20 protein-coding genes are annotated in these 20,075 nt (G+C 69.2%); 10 read left to right on the top strand and 10 right to left on the bottom strand.

All coding sequences use genetic code 11. The features are described 5' to 3' along the window. Positions 1-387: 387 nt before the first annotated feature. The 5 genes from KHF85_RS15845 to KHF85_RS15825 all read left to right on the top strand — a co-directional run bounded on the left by KHF85_RS15845 (position 388) and on the right by KHF85_RS15825 (position 4,000). Positions 388-663, top strand: coding sequence for a metal/formaldehyde-sensitive transcriptional repressor (locus KHF85_RS15845; RefSeq protein WP_003477649.1), 276 nt, complete (start codon positions 388-390; stop codon positions 661-663). Positions 664-705: 42 nt separating this feature from the next. After that, positions 706-1,815, top strand: a complete 1,110-nt coding sequence (locus KHF85_RS15840; RefSeq protein ID WP_284567396.1) for an S-(hydroxymethyl)glutathione dehydrogenase/class III alcohol dehydrogenase — start codon at positions 706-708, stop codon at positions 1,813-1,815. A 69-nt stretch (positions 1,816-1,884) separates the two neighbouring features. Continuing rightward, complete coding sequence (gfa, locus tag KHF85_RS15835; protein ID WP_053836665.1) at positions 1,885-2,457, top strand: S-(hydroxymethyl)glutathione synthase; 573 nt, start codon at positions 1,885-1,887, stop codon at positions 2,455-2,457. A gap of 103 nt (positions 2,458-2,560) precedes the next feature. After that, on the top strand, positions 2,561-3,391 hold the full coding sequence (gene fghA / locus KHF85_RS15830) for an S-formylglutathione hydrolase (protein WP_284567395.1): 831 nt from the start codon (positions 2,561-2,563) through the stop codon (positions 3,389-3,391). A 474-nt stretch (positions 3,392-3,865) separates the two neighbouring features. Further along, complete coding sequence (locus KHF85_RS15825; protein WP_256703573.1) at positions 3,866-4,000, top strand: hypothetical protein; 135 nt, start codon at positions 3,866-3,868, stop codon at positions 3,998-4,000. A 330-nt stretch (positions 4,001-4,330) separates the two neighbouring features. On the opposite strand, the gene KHF85_RS15820 is transcribed toward KHF85_RS15825, so the two are convergent. Then, on the bottom strand, positions 4,331-5,740 hold the full coding sequence (locus KHF85_RS15820; RefSeq protein WP_284567394.1) for an aminotransferase-like domain-containing protein: 1,410 nt from the start codon (positions 5,738-5,740) through the stop codon (positions 4,331-4,333). Positions 5,741-5,866: 126 nt separating this feature from the next. On the opposite strand from KHF85_RS15820, the gene KHF85_RS15815 reads away from it, so the two are divergent. Both KHF85_RS15815 and KHF85_RS15810 read left to right on the top strand, forming a co-directional pair. Then, complete coding sequence (locus KHF85_RS15815) at positions 5,867-6,658, top strand: PhzF family phenazine biosynthesis protein (RefSeq protein ID WP_284567393.1); 792 nt, start codon at positions 5,867-5,869, stop codon at positions 6,656-6,658. Further along, complete coding sequence (locus KHF85_RS15810) at positions 6,655-7,584, top strand: DMT family transporter (RefSeq protein ID WP_284567392.1); 930 nt, start codon at positions 6,655-6,657, stop codon at positions 7,582-7,584. The genes KHF85_RS15815 and KHF85_RS15810 overlap by 4 nt, the downstream gene beginning before the upstream one ends. Positions 7,585-7,746: 162 nt before the next feature. Here KHF85_RS15810 and KHF85_RS15805 read toward each other — a convergent pair whose 3' ends face one another. The 3 genes from KHF85_RS15805 to KHF85_RS15795 all read right to left on the bottom strand — a co-directional run bounded on the left by KHF85_RS15805 (position 7,747) and on the right by KHF85_RS15795 (position 10,339). Further along, entirely contained in the window at positions 7,747-8,085 is a 339-nt protein-coding gene (locus tag KHF85_RS15805; RefSeq protein ID WP_064538668.1) for a hypothetical protein, read from the bottom strand. A 94-nt stretch (positions 8,086-8,179) separates the two neighbouring features. After that, positions 8,180-9,106 (bottom strand): IS110 family RNA-guided transposase, encoded by a 927-nt coding sequence (locus tag KHF85_RS15800; RefSeq protein ID WP_284566813.1) that lies wholly within the window; start codon positions 9,104-9,106, stop codon positions 8,180-8,182. 291 nt (positions 9,107-9,397) lie between these two features. After that, the gene (locus KHF85_RS15795; protein ID WP_284567391.1) at positions 9,398-10,339 is read right to left on the bottom strand and encodes a DegV family protein; all 942 of its coding nucleotides are present in this window, start codon (positions 10,337-10,339) and stop codon (positions 9,398-9,400) included. A gap of 386 nt (positions 10,340-10,725) precedes the next feature. On the opposite strand from KHF85_RS15795, the gene KHF85_RS15790 reads away from it, so the two are divergent. Further along, positions 10,726-11,544 carry a GH12 family glycosyl hydrolase domain-containing protein gene (locus KHF85_RS15790; protein ID WP_284567390.1) on the top strand — a complete coding sequence of 273 codons (819 nt, stop codon included), beginning with the start codon at positions 10,726-10,728 and terminating at the stop codon, positions 11,542-11,544. Positions 11,545-11,633: 89 nt separating this feature from the next. On the opposite strand, the gene KHF85_RS15785 is transcribed toward KHF85_RS15790, so the two are convergent. From KHF85_RS15785 to KHF85_RS15775, 3 genes are all read right to left on the bottom strand, one after another. Further along, positions 11,634-13,238 (bottom strand): rhamnogalacturonan lyase B N-terminal domain-containing protein, encoded by a 1,605-nt coding sequence (locus tag KHF85_RS15785; protein ID WP_284567389.1) that lies wholly within the window; start codon positions 13,236-13,238, stop codon positions 11,634-11,636. Between the two features lie 294 nt (positions 13,239-13,532). After that, complete coding sequence (locus KHF85_RS15780; protein WP_284567388.1) at positions 13,533-14,822, bottom strand: amidohydrolase family protein; 1,290 nt, start codon at positions 14,820-14,822, stop codon at positions 13,533-13,535. Then, positions 14,819-16,219, bottom strand: coding sequence for an amidohydrolase (locus KHF85_RS15775; protein WP_284567387.1), 1,401 nt, complete (start codon positions 16,217-16,219; stop codon positions 14,819-14,821). Before KHF85_RS15775 ends, KHF85_RS15780 begins: the two co-directional genes overlap by 4 nt. A 175-nt stretch (positions 16,220-16,394) precedes the next feature. Between KHF85_RS15775 and KHF85_RS15770 the strand changes: the two genes are divergently transcribed. Beyond that, positions 16,395-16,940, top strand: coding sequence for a DUF924 family protein (locus tag KHF85_RS15770; RefSeq protein ID WP_284567386.1), 546 nt, complete (start codon positions 16,395-16,397; stop codon positions 16,938-16,940). 124 nt (positions 16,941-17,064) lie between these two features. On the opposite strand, the gene KHF85_RS15765 is transcribed toward KHF85_RS15770, so the two are convergent. Next, positions 17,065-17,382, bottom strand: coding sequence for a hypothetical protein (locus KHF85_RS15765; RefSeq protein WP_284567385.1), 318 nt, complete (start codon positions 17,380-17,382; stop codon positions 17,065-17,067). A 98-nt stretch (positions 17,383-17,480) separates the two neighbouring features. Beyond that, a complete protein-coding gene (grxD, locus tag KHF85_RS15760) occupies positions 17,481-18,407 on the bottom strand; it encodes a Grx4 family monothiol glutaredoxin (protein ID WP_284567384.1) in 927 nt (308 codons plus the stop codon). 45 nt (positions 18,408-18,452) lie between these two features. Here grxD and KHF85_RS15755 point away from each other — a divergent pair, with 45 nt between their 5' ends. Further along, on the top strand, positions 18,453-19,244 hold the full coding sequence (locus KHF85_RS15755; protein ID WP_186008229.1) for a polysaccharide deacetylase family protein: 792 nt from the start codon (positions 18,453-18,455) through the stop codon (positions 19,242-19,244). Between the two features lie 103 nt (positions 19,245-19,347). On the opposite strand, the gene KHF85_RS15750 is transcribed toward KHF85_RS15755, so the two are convergent. Further along, positions 19,348-19,689 (bottom strand): hypothetical protein, encoded by a 342-nt coding sequence (locus KHF85_RS15750; protein ID WP_284567383.1) that lies wholly within the window; start codon positions 19,687-19,689, stop codon positions 19,348-19,350. Between the last annotated feature and the right edge of the window lie 386 nt (positions 19,690-20,075).

The following is a 20,075-nucleotide window of genomic DNA, read 5'->3' as shown; positions in this document are numbered from 1 at the left end:
GCCAGTCTAGACGCGGCCGCTACCGTCTGAAACTGGTGCGCGCAGAGGCCATCGCTGCTGGGTGCAAGGCGGGCGTGTGATCGCCGGATCATGATAGGCAGGGGCGGCGGTGGGCTCATGGCGGGTTTGTGTCGTATTCAGACATCCATGGACACAAAGCGCTGACGCTCCATCGCTGCGGCGCGACCGCGCGTGCGCCATGGCGCGCGTTGGCCGCGACGCCGGGCGAACCGCCAGGGTGGCGCCGTGCCGGCCGCGCGTTGCTGCCCCCGCTCCATGCCTAACGGTTCCAGCCGCCTGTGCCATTTCCGATCCGGGATGACGCGGGCGTTTTCTTTTGCGCGCGGAGGAATATACTGTCCCCCAGTATAGTTTTCAGGTTGCCGCATGCCGCACACGCCCCACGAGAAGAAACGCGTCCTGGCCCGCATCCGCCGCGTGCGCGGACAGGCCGAGGCGCTGGAGCGCGCGCTGGAAGGCGGCGCCGATTGCGCGGCGGTGCTGCAGCAGATCGCCGCGATCCGCGGTGCGGTCAACGGCCTGATGTCGGAAGTGATGCAGGCGCATATCCGCGAAGAATTCGGCCACGCCGCCGCCTCGGAGACGCAGCGTGCCGCGCGCGTGCGCGAGATGGGCATGCTGGTGCGCTCCTACCTCAAGTGACCCGAACCCCACGACCCAACCCGTCCTTCCAGGAGAAACCTCATGAAATCCCGTGCCGCCGTCGCTTTCGAAGCCGGCCAGCCGCTGCAGATCGTGGAGATCGACGTCGAACCGCCGCGCCAGGGCGAGGTGCTGGTCCGCATCACCCACACCGGCGTCTGCCATACCGATGCGTTCACCCTGTCCGGCGACGATCCGGAAGGCATCTTCCCCGCCGTGCTCGGCCATGAAGGCGGCGGCATCGTCGAGGCGATCGGCGAGGGCGTCACCAGCGTCAAGGTCGGCGATCACGTGATCCCGCTGTACACGGCCGAATGCCGCAAGTGCAAGTTCTGCCTGTCGGGCAAGACCAACCTGTGCCAGGCGGTGCGCGCCACCCAGGGCAAGGGCCTGATGCCCGATGGCACCACCCGTTTCTCCTACAACGGCCAGCCGATCTTCCACTACATGGGCTGCAGCACTTTCAGCGAATACACCGTGGTGCCGGAGATCTCGCTGGCGGTGGTGAACCCGGAGGCGCCGCTGGAGAAGGTGTGCCTGCTCGGCTGCGGCGTCACCACCGGCATCGGCGCGGTGCACAACACCGCCAAGGTCAAGCCGGGCGATTCGGTGGCCGTGTTCGGCCTGGGCGGCATCGGCCTGGCGGTGATCCAGGGCGCGGTGCAGGCCAAGGCCGGGCGCATCCTGGCCATCGACACCAATCCGGGCAAGTTCGACCTGGCGCGCAGCATGGGCGCCACCGATTGCATCAACCCGAAGGACTATGACAAGCCGATCCAGGAGGTCATCGTCGAGCTGACCGACGGTGGCGTGGACTTCAGCTTCGAGTGCATCGGCAACGTGCACGTGATGCGCTCGGCGCTGGAGTGCTGCCACAAGGGCTGGGGCGAGAGCGTCATCATCGGCGTGGCCGGCGCCGGCCAGGAGATCAGCACGCGTCCGTTCCAGCTGGTCACCGGCCGCGTGTGGCGTGGCAGCGCGTTCGGCGGCGTCAAGGGCCGTACCCAATTGCCGGGCATGGTGGAGCAGGCGATGCATGGCGAGATCGATCTGGATCCGTTCATCACCCACACCTTGCCGCTGGAAGAGATCAACGAGGCCTTCCATCTGATGCACGAAGGCAAGTCGATCCGCACCGTGATCCATTTCTGACCTGACGGTCAGTCCGGCGCGCGGCCGCTTCCGCGCATGCAGGTACGCAACGAACCCGGGAGGGGCATGATGAGTACCGTAACGATTCATCCGTCGGTGGACGGTGGAGTACACGCGGGTGCGGAGAATTTCCAGGGCGGGACCCTGGAATGCCACTGCGCCAGCGACAAGGTGACCGTGCACGTGGCAGCGCAGACCGCGCACAACCACGCCTGCGGTTGCACCAAGTGCTGGAAGCCGAAAGGCGCGACGTTCTCGGTGGTGGCGGTGGTCGGCCGCGACAAGGTCAAGGTCACCGCGCACGAGGAGAAACTGAAGGTGGTCGACGAGAGCGCGACCATCCGGCGCCACGCCTGCACCGGCTGCGGCGTGCATATGTACGGGCGCATCGAGAACACCGAGCATCCGTTCCATGGGCTGGACTTCATCCATACCGAGCTGTCGCCGCAGCAGGGCTGGTCGGCGCCGGGCTTTGCGGCGTTCGTGTCCTCGATCATCGAAAGCGGCACCCGTCCGGAAGCGATGGACGGCGTGCGCAGCCGGCTGCGCGAACTGAAGCTGGAACCGTACGACTGCCTGTCGCCGCCGTTGATGGACGCGATCGCCACCCACGTCGCGCGCAAGAGCGGCGTGCTGCACTGAAACCTGCCGCCCGCCGCGTGCCGCCGTGGCGGTGCGTTGCGGCGGCGTCTTCGGATGCGGCCGGCACCCGTCCGTCCGCATCCCCTATCCGGGATCCCATTCCATGGAACGCATCGAACACCATGCCTGCTGCGGCGGCTGGCAGGACGTCTATCGCCACGACTCGGCCGTGCTCGGCTGCACGATGAACGTGGCCGTGTACCTGCCGCCGCAGGCCGAGCACGCCGCGCTGCCTGTGCTGTACTGGCTCAGCGGACTCACCTGCACCGAGCAGAACTTCATCAGCAAGGCCGGCGCGCAGCGCTATGCCGCCGAGCACGGGGTGATCCTGGTCGCGCCGGACACCAGCCCGCGCGGCGACGACGTTGCCGACGCCGACGGCTACGACCTGGGCAAGGGCGCCGGGTTCTACGTCAACGCCACCCGCGAGCCGTGGGCCAGGCACTACCGCATGTACGATTACGTGGTGCAGGAACTGCCCGCGTTGATCGAAGCGCAGTTCCCGCACAACGGCCGGCGCGCGATCAGCGGCCACTCGATGGGCGGCCACGGCGCGCTGGTGATCGCATTGAAGAATCCGGGCCGCTATCGCAGCGTGTCGGCGTTCTCGCCGATCGTGGCGCCGAGCCAGGTGCCGTGGGGCGAGAAGGCGTTCGCTGCCTACCTGGGCGAGGATCGCGCCAGCTGGAAGGCCTACGACGCCACCGCGCTGATCGCCGCGGCCAGCGAGCGCCTGCCGCTGCTGATCGACCAGGGCGGCGGCGACGAGTTCCTAGACAAGCAATTGCAGCCGCAGTTGCTGCAGGCCGCCGCCGATGCCGCCGGCTATCCGCTGACGATGCGTCTGCAGCCCGGCTACGACCACAGCTACTACTTCATCGGCAGCTTCATCGGCGAGCACATCGCCCACCACGCGCGCGCGCTGCAGGAGTGAGTGCGCGTTGCGGCGGTGTCCCCAGTCATGCCGAGTGCCGGCAGTTGCATACGCGAGCGCAGCGTGCTCCGCGTGGAGGTGGTGGCGAGGTACATGCTGGGACATCGTTGTAGGAGCGACTTCAGTCGCGACGGGCTCCACCGGTAAGGCCCGTCGCGACTGAAGTCGCTCCTACAAGGTTACGTTGTCTGTAAGTAGACAGAGAGAACCGCGCTGGCACCGTGTTGTGGCGGCGTTTTTATGGCGGCCGCGGCCAGTTCCCGCCGCCACCTGGCCATCGCGATGGCTGCTGCACGATGACGCTGCAGTGGCAGTTGCATGACGATTCCGCTCGCCCGCCGACGCTACGCGTAAACAACCCCACGGCGCATCGTCCAATGCGCGATTGTGCGATTACGGTCGCGTCGGCTGAGACGGCGTGCCGCTAGATTCCTCGGCCTTCGCCATCGTGTCTTCCCGGACTGGAGTCGCGCCATGCTCGCTTGCCGCAAACCCGCATCGTCGTTGTCGCGGCAGCGTTGGCGCAGCCCGCTCAGCGCGCTGGCCATGCTCGCCTGTACCTTGTTCGGCGCTTGCGCGGCGCTGGCGATCGGCGCGGCGACGCCGTAAACAGGGCAGGGATTGGCGGCCTACAGCAGCGCTTTTCTCTTGGCGCGCGACATGTGTGGGCGCGGTGTCTGTGGCGACTGATGGGCCGGAGGCCGCCTGGCGCCGTCCCCTGGCAGGGCGGATTGTCTGCAACTGGATGCCCCCCGGCGTTGACGCTTCGTCGCTGGTCTACCGCAGAGGCGCGCAATGGCGTCCATTCGGTGGTGGCCGCATCGAGTGAACCGTGTTCGGCGCGCAGCGGGATCTTCGGCGGCGGACCGCGCGTGCAGTAGGCAGCCATGGCCGCATCCTATCGTGACGCCCGACGCCCGACGCCCGACGCCCGACGCCTCAGCGCGGCAGCCGCGTGGTCAGTTTGCCCAGCCGGCGCATGGCGTTTTCCAGCGTTTCGCTCCACGGCTGGCCGCAGCTCAGGCGCAGGTGGTCGGCGTAGTCGCCGCGGCTGGAATACAGGTGCCCGGGCGAGGTGCCGATGCCTGCGGCCAGCGCCGCTTCGAACAAGGCCTGGCCGCTGCCGCCGTCGGCCAGCTGCAGCCATAGCGACAATCCGCCGGCCGGATCGCCGATCCGGGTGCCGGCCGGCCAGTGCCGCACGATCGCTTCGCGCAGGCGCTGGCCGTTGTCGGCGAGGGTGCGGCGTAGCTTGCGCAGATGCCGTTCCAGGTCGTGCCGTTCCAGGTAGTCGGCCAGCGCCAGCTGCGACAGGCTGGCGCCGCCGACGGTGGAAAAATACTTGGCGCGGACCAGCGCGTCGCTCCATTCGCCGCCGAGCAGCCAGCCCACGCGCAGGCCCGGCGCCAGCACCTTGGAGAACGAACCGCAGGTGATCACGTTGCCGTGGGTGTCGAAGTGGCGCAGTGGGCGCGGCCGTTGCCCGGACCAATCCAGCTCGCCGTAGATGTCGTCCTCGATCACCACGGTGCCGTGGCGCGCGCAGCTGTCGAGCAGGGCGCGCTTGGCGCTGTCGGGGGTGAGGCTGCCGAGCGGGTTGTTGAAGTTGGGCACCAGCACCGCCGCGCGCGCCGGGATGCGTTGCAGCAGCGCGTCCAGGCGCGCGGCGTCGATGCCGTGGCCGGCGCGGGTGGGCACTTCCAGCACCTTCAGCCGCAGCGCCGCGACCGCCTGCAGGATGCCGTGGTAGGTCGGCGTTTCCACCAGCACCACGTCGCCGGGTGCGGTGAGCGTGCGCAGCGCCAGGCTGATCGCCTCCATCGCGCCGGCGGTCACCACCACTTCGTCCGCCGCCACCGTGGTCGCGCAGTGCGCGTAGCGCTGCGCGATCTGCCGGCGCAGCGCGGCGTGGCCTTGCGGCGGTGCGTAGTCGAGTGCGACGGCGCGATGGCGGCGCAGCTGTCGTGCCAGTGCGGCGGCGAGGTGCGCAGCCGGCAGCAGCGCCAGCGCCGGGGTGGCGGTGTGCAGCGGCACCAGGTCCGAGCGCGCGAGCATGTCGAGCACGCCCTGCAGCGCCGGGTTGTCGACCACGCCCGGCGTGCGCCGCCGCGCCGGCGCGGTGGCCGCCGGCAGCGGCGCCGCGGCCGCGCGCACGAAATAGCCCGAACGCGGCCGTGCCTGCACCCGTCCTTCGCGTTCCAGCTGCAGGCAGGCCTGCACCGCGGTGGCGGTGCTGATGCCGTGGTTCGCGGCCAGTTGCCGGATCGACGGCAGGCGCTCGCCGGCACGCAGCGTGCCGCGCTCGATCTGCTGGCGCAGCTGCGTGGCGAGCGCTTCGTACAGGAGCATGCGGGTGCCTTATCTGTATTGGTCAATTTCCAGCGTATCTGAATCTGTACCGGTCGGGTACCGCATTGCAGACTGCTGCTGTGCCGGCCGCTGCGCCGGCGTTGCCGCAACCGCTGCGAGGCCGCCATGCCGCTTTCCGTGTTCATCGTCGATGCCTTCACCGCGGTCCCGTTCAAGGGCAATCCGGCCGCCGTGGTGCCATTGCAGGCCTGGTTGCCGGATGCGCTGATGCAGGCCATCGCCGGCGAGAACAATCTGTCGGAGACCGCATTCTTCGTGCGCGACGCGGACGGCGTGTTCGATATCCGCTGGTTCTCGCCGCTGAAGGAAGTCGCCTTCTGCGGCCATGCGACGCTGGCCAGCGCGCATGTGATCGCCAGCCAGCGACTGGCGCCGTTCCCGCTGCGCTTGCGTACGGCGGCGGTTGGCGAACTGGGGGTGGAGAGGCTGGACGACGGCAGCTTCGAGATGCGCTTTCCGAATCAGGCGCCGGCGTTGCTGGCGTCGGTACCGCAGGCCTTGCTCGATGCCTTGTCGATCGCGCCGCAGGCGGTGTATGCGAACCAGCAGGCGTACATCGCGGTGTACGCGGACGAGCGCCAGGTGCGCACGCTGGTGCCGGATCTGGCGCGGATGCTGGCATTGGCGCCGCGCGATGTGTCGGTGACCGCGCCCGGCAGCAGCCACGATTTCGTGTCGCGCTATTTCTGGCCGGCCAACGGCGGCGCCGAGGATCCGGTGACCGGCTCCATCCACGCCGCGCTGGCGCCGCTGTGGGCGCAGGCGCTGGGCAAGACGCAGCTGACCGCGCTGCAGGCGTCGGCGCGTGGCGGCGAGCTTGGGTGCCGGGTCGAAGCGCACCACGTCCATGTGCGCGGCAGCGCGGTGCAGTATCTGCATGGGACGATCGCGCTGTGAGCGCGGCCGTCGCCGTTCCCGCCGGCGCCACCCGGCGCGCGCTGTGGCAGCTGTTGCTGGCCGAAGTGCTGATCGGCTCGGTCGGCGTGTTCGTGCACGAGAGCGGGCAGGACCCGGTGACCGCGGTGTTCTACCGCTGCCTGTTCGGCGCGTTGTTCCTCACCGTGTGCGGTCTGCTCGGCGGCCAGCTGCGCGGGCTGTGGCGCGAGCGCACGCTGCTGCGCGACGCCGTGGTCAGCGGGGTGCTGCTGGTGTTGAACTGGGTGGCGCTGTTCGCCGGCATGGCGCGCTCGTCGATCGGCGTGGCGACGATGGTCTACCACGTGTTCCCGTTCGTGATGCTGATCCTGGCGGCGTTGTTGCAGGGCGAGCGCACGCGCCGCAGCGACCTGGGCTGGACGCTGCTGGCCTTCGTCGGCGTGGCCTGTTCGGCGGATCCGGCACGGCTGTGGCAGACGGCCGATCGCGGCTATCTGCTCGGCATCGCGCTGACCTTGCTGGCGGCGCTGCTGTGCGGCGCGTCGCTGCTGATGTCGCGGCGCATCGGCCGCGAGCGGCCGCTGGCGGTGGTGACGGTGCAGTGCTGGGTAGGCACGCTGTTGCTGGCGGGATTTTCCAGCGGCAGCGCACTGCATCCGGGCATGCATTGGCTATGGCTGGCCGGGCTGGGGGTGATCCACAGCGGCATCGTCTACGTGTTGTTCTATTCGTCGTACCGGCATCTGCACGTGGCGACGATCGCGATCCTGGCGTTCGTGTACCCGCTGGTCACGCTGCTGCTGGATTACCTGCTGTACGGCCACCGGCTGGTGCCGGTGCAATGGCTGGGCCTGGCGCTGATCGTGCTCGGCACGCTGGCGGTGAACCTGAAATGGCGCTGGCCGCGGCGTGCTGCAGGCGCGGCGGCGCGCGGCGTAGTGCCTTAGATGCTCATTGCAGTCTGCGAAGCACTGCAGGAGCGGCTTCAGCCGCGACAGACTTCTCCAGCAAGGCCTGTCGTGATCGAAGTCGCTCCCACAGGTGTCATCGCCTGTACCAAGAATGCTCTAGCCGATCCACATCGTCGCGGACACGCGGCGGCGGCACGCTCAACGCACGTTGCGCAGTTCCCAGCCGCTGCCGGCGAGCAGGCGCAGGCGTTGCTTGAGGATGTCGCCGGGAATGCTGGTGGTGGCGACCAGGTCGATACGCAGGTCGTCCTGCTTGCCGCTGACCGTGGCGGCCGGATCGACCACGCCCAACGATGGATCCACGTCGTCCGGCTCCGGCTGCAGCGCGCGCCAGCGCTCGAACCAGGCGGGGCTGCTCAAGGCCTGCTGCAACTGCTCGGCGAAGGCGTCGGCGCCGTTGGCGCTGAAGCTGAGCGTGGGTTCGCTGCCGCGTGCGCGGGCGGGGTCGGGCAAGCTGATCGAATAGGTCACGGCCATGGCGGTCTCTGTGTGGAACGGTGCGGCGCAGCCTAGCAGGCGGCGTCGTGAGTGGGCTGTCTACGCCGTTGACGTTGTAGGAGCAACTGTCTTCTCATCCGATAACCTCACGCCATGGTGTGCGATCTCGTGCCATGGCGTTGAGTCGGATAAGCAGCACGCGCATGCATGCGGTGATGGCGACCTTGGCGGGCTTGCCGCGTGCCCGTAACTGTTGATAACGCTCCTTGAAGGAGGCTTGAGTGCGCACAACGCTCCAACAGGCCATGTACAGCACTCGTCGGATCGTGGCACGCCCGCCGCGGATGCGGCGTTTGCCGCAGTGCTGCCCGCTGTCCACGTTGTAGGGAGCCAGGCCGACCAGGGCCGCGATCTGGCGACGATCCAGCGTCCCCAGTTCGGGCAGATAGGCCATCAGGCTGGCGGTGGTGACCTCGCCGATGCCCGGGACCGTGCCCAGGGCGTGCGCCAGCGCATCGTCGAGCTGGCACCGCACCTGCTTGATCGCCTGGTTCATCCGCTGGATACGGCGGCGCACGTCGCCGATCTGCTCGATCAGGCACGCGCGCACCATGGCCAGGGTCGCCTGATGCAAGCGACGGCGCTCGTCGTCACGTTGCTGGACCAGTTGCTCGCGGCGCTGGACCAGCATGCGCAGTTGCTCACGCAAGGGATCGGGAGCCGGCGCGGGCGCTTGCACCAGGTGAGCCATGCGCGCCAGCAAGGCCGCATCCAGCGGATCGGTCTTGGCGGTTGTGCCCAAGGCCGTGGCGAAAGCGCGTGCCCGGCGCGGATTGATCCGGGTCACCGGGATCCCTGCCGTGGCCAGTGCCGTCATCACCGCCCGTTCGTAGCCGCCGGTGGCCTCCAGCAGCGCGTTGCCGACGCAGTGCCCGGCAAGGTGGTCGCACAGGCGCTGGTGGCCCTGGGCGGTATTGGGAAAGGACAGCAACTGGTCCAGGGGAAGCACGTGGACGGCCAAGGTGTCCTTGGCCACATCGATACCGATCCAAAGAGGCATAAGCGTTAGGTAGACTGGGGGACAGGAGAGAGCCACCTCGTCGCTGCCCACGCTTGTGAAGTTCGAGCGAACGCTCGTTCAACTGTTCGGGCTAGGCAACGAGGTCGATGTGCGGCCGCCCTGGCTCCTACACGTGCTTGAACACTACGGCCTGTCGGCGTGCCGCACATCGCTCTCCACTCAAACTGTAGAGCAATCTCCAGACACAAGCGGCTTCAGCCGCGACAGATGCTATCGGTAGTTTGTCGCGGCTGAAGTTGCTCCTACAACAACAGGGCTCGCCCGCGTCGGCTAGGCAAACGCATGCGGCCCATCGGCGAAGCCCAGGGTGATCGCGCCCTTGCCGACGTTGACCATGCCGGTCAGGCTCATCACGCTTTCCAGCACCTCCACCGCGTGCGTCGCGCAGGCCTGGCGCAACGCCGCGTAGCCGGGCAGGGCGCGCAGTTCGCTCAGTTCGCCGCCGTAGCTCAGGCACAGCGTCGGCGTCATCAGCCCGGCCGCGACGCGCTTGCCGACGAACGCGAACAGCTTCTGCACCGCGGCATCGAAGCCCTTGATCTTGGCCACCGCTGCGGTCTCGCCGCGATAGCCGTGCAGTACGGGTTTGATGTCCAGCGCGGTGCCGAGCGCGGCGCTGATCAGGCCGACGCTGCGGTCGCCCTTGCTGCGCGCGCGGGCACGCATGTAGTACAGGTCGCGGGTGACCATGTAGCCGTGCACGTTGCCGGCCAGCGCCTCCAGCCGTTCGCGGATCGCCTGCACGCTGGCCCCGGCCGCGCGCAGCTGCACCGCCTCCACCGCGGTCACCGCCTGCGCGGCGAACAGGTTCTGCGTGTCGATCACCCGCAGCGCGAACGGCGAGGTGTGTCCGGCGGCCTGCCGGATCGGCTTGTAGTCGTTGAGGATGGCGAAGCTGGCCTGCAGCGCATGCTGGTGGATCGGGCTGCGGGTCTTGGTGATGGTCATGCAGAACACGTGGTCGTAGTCGATCACCAGCCGGCCCAGGAACAGCTCGCGGATCTGCGCCACGCTGAACGGAATGGTCTCCGCTTCGGCGCCGTGCTCGGCCACGTGCGCATGCAGGAAGCTGAGCGTGGCTTCCTCGTCGCGATGGTCGGCCAGCACCGCCTCGCCGATGCGCACGCTGATCGGCAGCAACACGATGTTGTTGTTTGCGATGTAGTCCTGCGGCAAGTCGCAGGCAGAATCCACCACGATCCCGATACGCATCTGGCCCCCTCCGGCGTTGCGCTTCGTCAGTACCGGCCAGGTTAGCGCAGACGCCGGGGGGAACGTCGCGATTGGACGTGCCCAGCTTACGCGTCGGCCTGCATGGATGCGGCGCGTCGTGCTGCATTGCAGTGCATGCGCCCGTGGCGCGGGGCGCCGCCGCCGGTGCGCTGGGCGCCGCGGTAGACAATGCCTTGTCGTCCATCTCGGCGGCGGCTGGGAACTGTGGTCGATCGCACGCTGCAGGCGTCGATCGCGTAGCGCTATTGCCGCAGCGCATGCCGCGACGTTTTCTTCGCATAGCTCGCGCCGCGACGGTCTTGCTAGAGTCCGCCGCGGCAGCACCTTTGCTGCCGTGCCTGCCGACCTCCTGGGAGAAACCGAACATGCATGATGTCCAGATCGCTCCAATCGCCGCATTGCACCCGCGCGCCGCCGCGCCGCGGGTGCCGTTGCGCCGGCGCCTGTTGCAGGCGTTGTTCGCGGTATCGTGCCTGGCGGCCGCGCCGTTGGCCTTGGCCGGGCCTTACAAGGTCTTCGGCAACCATTACGCATGGGTCAATAATTTCAACGACCCCAACAACGGGATCCAGGGCACGTTCGGCACCGGCAGCACGCCGGAACTGACGGTGACCTTCAATTTCGCCAATTCCAGCCTGTACGGGTATCCGGCGATCGTGCGCGGCTGGCACTACGACTGGAACCCGACCAGCGATACCTTGTTCCCGCGGCAGGTGGCGTCGCTGAGCACGATCCCGGTGAAGTTCACCTACAGTGCCGGCGGCAGCAACCTGGACGGCGATTTCGCCTACGACCTGTTCTTCCGCCGCGACACCAGCAAGGGCGTGCCGCAGCTGGAAGTGATGATCTGGGGCGGAAACAACTCCTATCCGGTCGGGTTGCCCAGCGCCAGCAACGTGCTCACCGCCGGCGGCTATACCTTCGACCTGTGGGAAGGCGACAACAGCGCCGCCGGCTACTACGTCTACACTTTCATCCCGCACGGCACCGCCGGGCAACCCAATCTGCCCACCAGCGGCAAGCTCAACGTCGACGTCAAGCCATTCCTGAACTGGCTGCAGGCCAACCGCAGCAAGGACGGCCGCTACAGCAACGCGCTGTATCTGCATGTGGTCGAGGCCGGCTTCGAGGTGGTGCGCGGCAATGGCTGGGCCAAGGTCAGCGCGGCCATCAACGCGCATTGAGCGGGCGATGCCGCGCGGACACTCGCCATGTCCGTGCGGCGTAGCGAAAACGGCGCTGATGATCTCTACGCGATGAGTCGCCGCGCGGCCTACATCGCCAGCAATTGCACGCTGTCGAAGACCAGGGCCGGGGCGAGGAATCCGTTGTCGGGCCAGCCGGAGGCGATGTCGATCTGCAGCGCATTGACGCCGGCCTGCAGCGCCGTGGCCGGGATGTCGATGTCGTACACGGTGTTGTTGCCGCGGTAGGTGCCGCGGGTGATGCCGCGGGTGTCCGGCTGCACGGGGACCGATGGCAGCGGCCCGTTCCAGCGCCCGTTCACCCGCACCTGCGGGCGGCCGTCGGCCTGCGCCAGCGGGATGTACAGGCGCAGCCGGTAGTCGCGGACGTCGTTGGCGGCCAACACGAATTCGATGCGGGTGGGCGTATTGACTCCGCGCCACTGCACGGCCGGGAAATCGCCGATGGCGCTGCTGCCGACCCGGTACACCAGCGGACCCCAGGGCGCCATGCGCGTGTCGGAAGGATGCGCGCTGGCGAGCAGGGCGGCATTGCGGAAACCGCCCGGCGTGCCGTCGGGTACGCCGATCTGCCACTGCACCTGGCCTGGTTGCGGCGCTGCCTGCAAGGCCGCCTGCGCGGTCGCGCCGGCATACACCTCGAGCGTGTTCTGCGCCACCTCCAGCTCGTTCTGGTACAGGGTGATGCGATAGCGTCCCGGCCGCACGCCGTCGATCCGGAACATGCCGTTGGCCGCGGCCGCGGCCCAGTACTGCGCGTCGCCGTTGCTCAGGCCGACCCGCGCCGGTTGCCCGGCGGCGACGCCGGACACGCGGCCGGCTACCGCGCCGCGGCCGCTTTCGTCCAGGAAGTCCTGCAGCCCCAGCGTCGCATCGACGAAGCCCAGATCGGTGGCTGCGGCCGAGGGCGCGCCGCCATCGGTGAACAGCAGCGCGTACACGCCATGCAGGCCGCCGCGGTAGGGTTCGGTCTGGGTGTGGTTGGAAAACATGTAGTTGTACAGTTCGTGGGTCGCCGCGGTCTTCTGCGTGGCGATGTCCTTGAAGAACGGGCCGCCGGAACTGCGTTCGCGATCGCCCATCAGCATGTAGACCGCCACGCCGGGGCCGCTGACGCCATGCATGGCGTCGTCGATCGCGCGCCGCGCCGAGTAGAACTTGGAACTGGTGCGGCCATCGGGGAGCAGGAACACGTCGTTGCTCTCGATCGCCTCGCCGACGTTGCAGTCGGGTTCGCGCTCGGCGTTCGGCAGCTTGGCGACATCGAGCCGGGTGACGAAGCGCAGTTCGCCGATCGGCAGCAGCGTGGGCGCATAGGTCGCCATGTACAGCGCGTCGCGTCCCTTGCGCGCCATGTAGTACTGAGTCAGGTCGCCGGCCTTGGCCGAGACCACGATGGTGTCGCCGATGGTGCGTGCCGTGACTTCGGCCGTGCCGAGGCCGGAGGCGATCTGCGAACCTTTGCCGTGGGGACTCTGCAGCTCGCTGCCGTCGTAACGCATCGACACGATGTCGCCGTCGCCGGCGTCCACGCTGAACACCAGGTGGGCGCCGCTATCGACGACGATGCGCTTGCCGCTGCGGGTGACACCGAAGTTTCCGCTTTGCGCCGCGGCGGGCAGGGGGCCGCAGAAAACACAGCAGCACAGGAGCAGGGAGAGCAGGCGTTGCATGCAGGCGTTCGCATCGAGACGGGGAGGGCGTGCGCAAGGCTAGCGCCGTTCATGGCGTTTGGATGTGGCGCGGTGCACGTGTTCAGCGCTCGGCAGGCGACCCTGCACGCGTCCGCCAAGACGTTCACCTTCGCGCTGTGGCGATGGCCGTTCGCCGCGCGCGGCAGGGTTCACGCTGGCGGCATCGGCGCGCGGCGTTTGCGCAGCGCGGCCTGCGCTGCGGCCGCTGTGGTGCGCGGCATGGCGCTGCCCGAATCGGCAGCGCCATGCAGCGCGCGCAGGCTCGGCGCCGCGTTACTGCGTGTATGCCCGCGGCAGCGCGCCGGCCGGCTGCATGTAGCGGTCGCGCAGTTCGGTCTGGCGCGAACGCATCGGCATTGCGCGGCCGCCCAGCCAGACCTGTTCGGCGTAGTGGGCCACGTCCAGCGGATCGCCTTCCCACAGCACCAGGTCGGCGAGCTTGCCGGGGGCGATGCTGCCCAGCCTGTCGCCCACGCCCAGCGCTTCGGCCGGGACCCGGGTCAGGCCGGCCAGGCCGTCGTCCCAGGGCAGGCCGTGCGCGACCGCGTTGCCGGCCAGTTGGCGCTGCTTGCGCGCGTTGGGCGAGCCGTCGCCGCCCTGGGTGAAGCTCACCGCGACGCCGGCCGCGTGCAGGCGTGCGGCGTTCTCCAGGGTGGCGCCGATCTGGTCGAAGCTGGCCGGCAGGTCGTCCAGCGCGTTGACGAACACCGGCACCTGCGCCCTGGCCAGTTCCGGCGCCAATTTCCACGCCTCGTCGCCGCCGGCGATGGCGATGCGCAGCTTCTCGCGTTGCGCCCAGCGCAGCAGCTGGCGGATGTCGGCGGCGCGGTTCACCGCCACCACGATGCGGCCCTGGCCGGCCAGGTACCTGGCCAGCACGGTGCGCCCGGCCGGGGTCAGCAAGGCATGCGGCGAGTCGGCCGGCATGCGTCCGCGCGCTTCGGCCACCAGCTGGTCGAGCAGCATCCACTGCGCGGCGCGCGACTTGCCGCTCAGTTCCAGCGCGTCGCTGCCCAGGCGCAGGTACAGCGCGCGCGGGCCGATCGGGTCGGCGCCGCCGTCCAGGCGCATCACCGCGCCCTGGCCGGCGATGAAGGCGCCGCCGCTGTTGGCGCCGAGCGCGGTGAAGCCGATGCCCTCCACGCGCGCGACCGGGATCAGCACCGAGTCGGGGTTGTAGGCCAGGGTCACGTCGAACTCCGGGCGCATCGGCTGGTCGTGCGGCAGGCTCAGTGCGCTGTCCACGGTGGAGGACTCGCCGGACACTTCCTCGATGCCGATTTCGGTGATGCCGCCGAACAGCGCCGGGGTCAGCGGGCGGCCCCTGGCCTCGACCACGGCGACGCCGGCCGGTGCCGACAAGCCGCTGCCGACCGCGCGGATGGTGCCGCCCTGGACCAGCACGTCGGCGTTCTGCAGGGTGCCGCGGGCGCTGGCGGTATGCACGGTGGCGCCGCGGATCAGCACGTCCTGGGCCAAGGCGGGCGCGCTGCCCAGGAGCAGGCAGGCGGCGATGAGCAGGCGTTGCGCCAGGCGGCGCGGACGCGGAGCGGAGCGGCTCATCGGGCAGCCTCCTGGCCGAGCATGAAGTCGGAGGTGGGTTGCAGGCGGCGGTCGGTGCGGTCGTAGACCTGCGCGCCGTCGATGTAGACCTTCTCGGCCAGCGCATAGGAACTGAACGGGCTGCCGTTCCACACCACCACGTCGGCCATCTTGCCCGGCTCCAGCGAGCCGGTCTGCTTCTCGATGCCCAGCGCCTTGGCCGGGTTGCTGGTCAGCCAGCGGATCGCGCGCTCGGGCGCGATGGCGATGCCGGCGCGGCGCCCGGCGGCCATCGCCTTGGCCGCTTCCTGGTTGAGCCGCTGGATGCCTTCCTCCGAATCCGAATGCACGATGGCGCAGCCGTTGGCCGGGCGATCGACCAGCGCAATGTTCTCCTGGATGCCGTCGAAGGCCTCCATCTTGAAGCCCCACCAGTCCGCCCACAGCGCGCCGCAGACGTTTTCCTTGGCCAACCGGTCGGCGATCTTGTAGGCCTCCACGCCGTGGTGGAAGGCGGCGATCTTGAAGCCGAATTCCTTGGCCAGGTCGAGCATGGTGGTCATCTCGTCGGCGCGGTAGCAGTGGATGTGCACGCGGATGTCGCCGTTGATCGCGCCGGCCAGGGTGTCCAGTTTCAGGTCGCGCTTGCCGCCGCTGTCGCCGGAGCTGTCGTTGTCGCCGGCGCCGCGGCTCCACCAATGGCGCTTTTCCGGCACCTTCTTCTTCGGCGTGTTCTTGCGCAGGTATTCGCTGGCGTCGATGAACGCGGCGCGGTAGCCGGCGACGTTGCCCATGCGCGTGGCCGGGCCGCCCTTCTCGCCGTACACGCGCTTGGGGTTTTCGCCACAGGCCATCTTCAGGCCCCACGGCGCGCCGGGGAACTTCATCGCCTGGTAGGTGGTGGCCGGCACGTTCTTCAGGGTCACGCCGCGGCCGCCGACCAGGTTGGCCGACCCCGGCAGCACCTGCAGGGAGGTGACGCCACCGGCCAGTGCGGTGCCGAAGCCCGGATCCTGGGGCCAGATCGAATGTTCGGCCCAGACGTTGGGCGTCACCGGCGCGGTCATCTCGTTGCCGTCGCTGTGCGCGCTGACGCCGGGACTGGCGTACACGCCCAGGTGCGAGTGCACGTCGATGATGCCGGGCGTGACCCACTTGCCGTGGCCGTCGATGCGGGTGGCGTTGGCCGGGGCGGCGAGCGCGCGGCCCACCGCCTGCACGCGGCCGTCCTGCAGCAGCACGTCGGCATCGTCCAGGCGCTCGCCGGTTCCGGTGAGCACGGTGGCGTGCTCGATCAGCACCGGCGTGGACGCCAGCGGCCGGTAGGTGCTGGGATACGGGTCTTCGACGAAGCGCGAGGCGGCCGCGGCAGGGCCGCACAGCGCCACGCCCAGGCAGGCGAGCAACAGATGACGCATCAGATTTTCCCCGGATGATGAATGCAGCGTTGGCGCCGCCTGCGCACGCTAGCTCGAGCCGGCGCGCTTGCCAAGTGCGTGGCGGCCGCCGCCGCGCGCCGGCCGCGCTGCAACGCACACCGCATGCCGACGCCGGATCGGGTATAGAGGCCGATTGCCGATCGATGGAACTGCAATGACCGAGACCCTGCCGTGCGATGTCGTGGAGTTCTGGCGCAGCGCCGGCCGCGAGCGCTGGTTCGCCGCCAACGAATCGTTCGACGCGAACGTGCGCCAGCATTTCCTCGACGCGCATCACGTTGCGGCGCGCGACGAATACGCGGCGTGGATGGACAGCGCCGAGGGCGCGCTGGCGCTGTTGCTGCTGCTCGACCAGGTGCCGCGCAATGCCTTCCGCGGCAGCGCGCATGCCTACGCCACCGATGGCCTGGCCCGGCACTACACGCATCGGGCGCTGGCGTCCGGCTACGACCAGCAGGTCGAGCCGGCGTTGCGCATGTTCTTCTACCTGCCGTACGAGCACGCCGAAGACGCGGCATTGCAGCGCGAGGCGGTGGAGCTGTTCAGTGCGCTCGGCGATGCCGACAGCCTGCAGTGGGCCACGCAGCACGAGGACATCATCCAGCGCTTCGGCCGCTTCCCGCATCGCAATGCGGCGCTGGGGCGGGACAGCACGCAGGACGAGCAGCGGTTTCTGGACGAGGGCGGTTTCGCCGGTTGAGTAGCGCCGGCGCCCACGCTCTTGTAGGAGCGGCTTCAGCCGCGACAGACGCTACGGGCAGAACCTGTCGCGGCTGAAGCCGCTCCTACAGGGTGCGGCCTAGCGTTGCTGCGGCCGACGGCGCTCAGCCGCCGCCGACCAGGTCGTCGCTGCGCCATTGGCCATCGACCAGGTGCACCGAGAACGCCAGCGGCGTCGCCACGCCGTTCTCGGTGCCGTCGGCGAACACCCGCAGTGGCTTTTTCAGCCCGCGCCAGGCGCCCAGTTCGGTTTCTTCCGACGGCGCGTTGCGCGCCGGGATGTAGCGCATCGCCTTCGCCTCGTCCGAGACCGGGGCGACGTAGAGCATCGTCTGCGGCGTCGGTGCGTTCGGCGCGGTGGCGGCAGGCCGGGCAGTGAGGCCGATCAGGACCACGCTCCAGCGTTTCACTGTGCGCGCCACGGCTTGCTTCCTCCCCGGAGGCGCAAAAACCGGATCGAAAAAAATGGGCGACCCTCTGGATCGCCCACGGTGATGCCGCTGCGCCGCGGGCCGCTGGCTCAGTATTTCGCCACGCTGTTGTCCACCTCATCGGCCCAGGCATCGATGCCGCCGACCACGTTGTGCACGCGGCTGAAGCCGAGCGCGCGGAACTGCTCGGCGGCCTGCGCGCTGCGCCCGCCGTGGTGGCACAGGAACGCCAGCGCGGTGTCCTTCGGCAGCGCTTCCAGCTGCGCGCGCTGGTCGCCGTCCAGGGTGCGGAACGGCACGTTCAGCGACGCGATCGCGCGCTCTTCCGGCGGGCGCACGTCCACCAGGATCAGGCCGCCGGCGCGCACCTGGTCGTCGGCGTCGCGCACGCTCAGCTCTTGCACCGGCTTGGGCGCGTTCGGGTTGTCGATCGCCAGGCCGCGGCCGCGCAGGTCGTCGACCCAGTCGATGGTGATGCCGTCGGCGCGGCGCGCGCTGGCCAGGTCGAACTGCACGCGCAGGCCGTTGGACTCGGCGGCGATGGCGTTGGGGTCGGTCGGCGCCAGCTGGAAGTTCGGCTGGAACTGCGCATCGATCGCCAGCGCCAGGGTCGCGCCGGGGGCGTCGGCCAGCGCGCCGCGCAGCATTTCCGCGGCGGCGTCGGTGATGGTGATCGAGGGCGGGGTGCGGTCCGGCGCCTGCACGCCGAGCAGTTCGCTCAGCTCGCCGCTGCCAGCCATCTGCAGGATGATGTCGCTGCCGCCGACCAGTTCGCCGTCCACGTACAGCTGCGGGATCGTCGGCCAGTCGCCATAGGCCTTGATGCCTTCGCGGATGTCCTGGTCGGCCAGCACGTTGACGTGGGCGAAATCCACGCCCAGTTCGTTCAGCGCCCCCACCGCCTTGGCCGAGAAGCCGCACTGCGGCATGCTCGGCTGGCCTTTCATGAACAGCACGACGCGGTTGGAACTGAGCAAGGTTTCGATGCGGGAACGCAGGGCGGGATCGAGGGACATGGCAGTGATTTCGGTCGCTGAGTCGGACCGGACATTCTACGCCGCATGGCATCATGGGGCATGACAGTTCCGGAAACGCTGCAGCGTGTCCCCCGCCACCCGTACCGCTGGCTGCCTCTGGCGCTGGCCTCGCAGGCGCTGGTCGCGGCGATCTGGTGGAACTGGGGCTGGCGGATCGGGCTGCCGGCGCTGCTGGCCTCGCATGCGGCCCTGCTGTTGCCGGTGTTCCTGCCGCGGGCCTGGCTGTACGCGCCGGTGCTCAGCCGCCTGCCCGGCACCGCGCCGCAGGTGTGGCTGACCATCGACGACGGCCCTTCCGACGACACCGCGCCGCTGCTGGAGGTGCTCGACCGCTACCAGGCCAAGGCCACCTTCTTCCTGGTCGGCGCCCGCGCCGCCGCGCGCCCGGCGCTGGTGCGCGAGATCCTGCGTCGCGGCCACGGCATCGGCAACCACAGCCACAGCCACCCGCAGGCCTGGTTCTGGGCGCTGGGGCCGCGGCGCATGGCGCGCGAGATCGGCCAGGCGCAGCAGGCGCTGGCCGCCATCGCCGGCACCGCGCCGCGCTGGTACCGCTCGGTGGTGGGCATGACCAATCCGTTCGTCGCCGCGCCGCTGCGCGCGCATGGCCTGACCCGGGTCGCCTGGAGCGCGCGCGGCTTCGACGGCGTGCACTGCGATCCCGCCGCGACCGTGGCGCGCATCGTGCGCGACCTGACGCCCGGCGCGATCGTGCTGCTACACGAGGGCGCGGCGCATGGGCATAACGTGGCGATCGTGGAAGGTGTGTTGCAGGCGATGCGCCAGAAGGGCCTGGTCGGCATCCTGCCGCACTGATTCCCGCCAAGTGCCCTTGCCGGACCCACCGCGCGCGCGATGGCAGCATGGCGGCAGCTGTGCAATCTCGGTGCGAGGCCGTGGCGTAGCTTCCCGCCAGGGCTCAGCCGCCTTGCATGAGTCCAAACACGATCAGCGCGGCGCCGCCGAGCAGGGTCGCGATCGCAAAGATCAGGCCGAGCACGCCGTACAGTTTCCTGCGGTCGCGCTGGAACAGGCTGCCGATGCCGAGCGCCGCGGCGGCCAGCTCGGCGACGATGCCGATCAGCATCGCCATGCCGACCAGCATCGCCAGCGGCGAGTCGTCGTCCAGGCTACCGGGCTGGGAATAGACCAGTGCCGCGCAGATGCCGACCAGGACAAGCGTCAGCACCGCGGCGATCAGGCTGACCGCGAACGAGGCGATGCCGAGGCCGGAATAGGGCGGGAGCGTTGGGGCGGTCATGGGAACTCCGAGGGGGCAGGATGGTGTCGTCGCCGCTGGGCGCAGGACCGGGGCGATGTGGCTTGCATGCGTTGCGCTGGCCGCGTCGGCAGGCAGTGCCGCGGCAGTGGTCGCAGCGGCGGATGGGGTCAGGTAGGTCGGCGCATTCGCGCTGCATGAGAGGGACGCGACACATCGCCGAGTCCTGTATTTCCATCCGTGGACTGCGCTCGGTGCTGCCGCTGCGCCAGCGACGGCGCGGCAGTATAAACGTCGTACGCATCTGCCACCGGCATTGGTCCTGGAATGCGGCGCGTGGATGCACGGCGTTTTTGCGTCGCCGGGTAGCCGGCGTCTGGCGACGGCATTGCGTGTGCGGTCCAGGTGGCGCTGTCCTGGTTGTTGCG

The organism is Xanthomonas graminis pv. graminis, from assembly GCF_030168915.1.
Classification (GTDB): Bacteria; Pseudomonadota; Gammaproteobacteria; order Xanthomonadales; family Xanthomonadaceae; genus Xanthomonas_A; species Xanthomonas_A translucens.
Note: the sequence above shows the minus strand (reverse complement) of the source record. Positions and strands in the feature narration are given on the sequence as shown.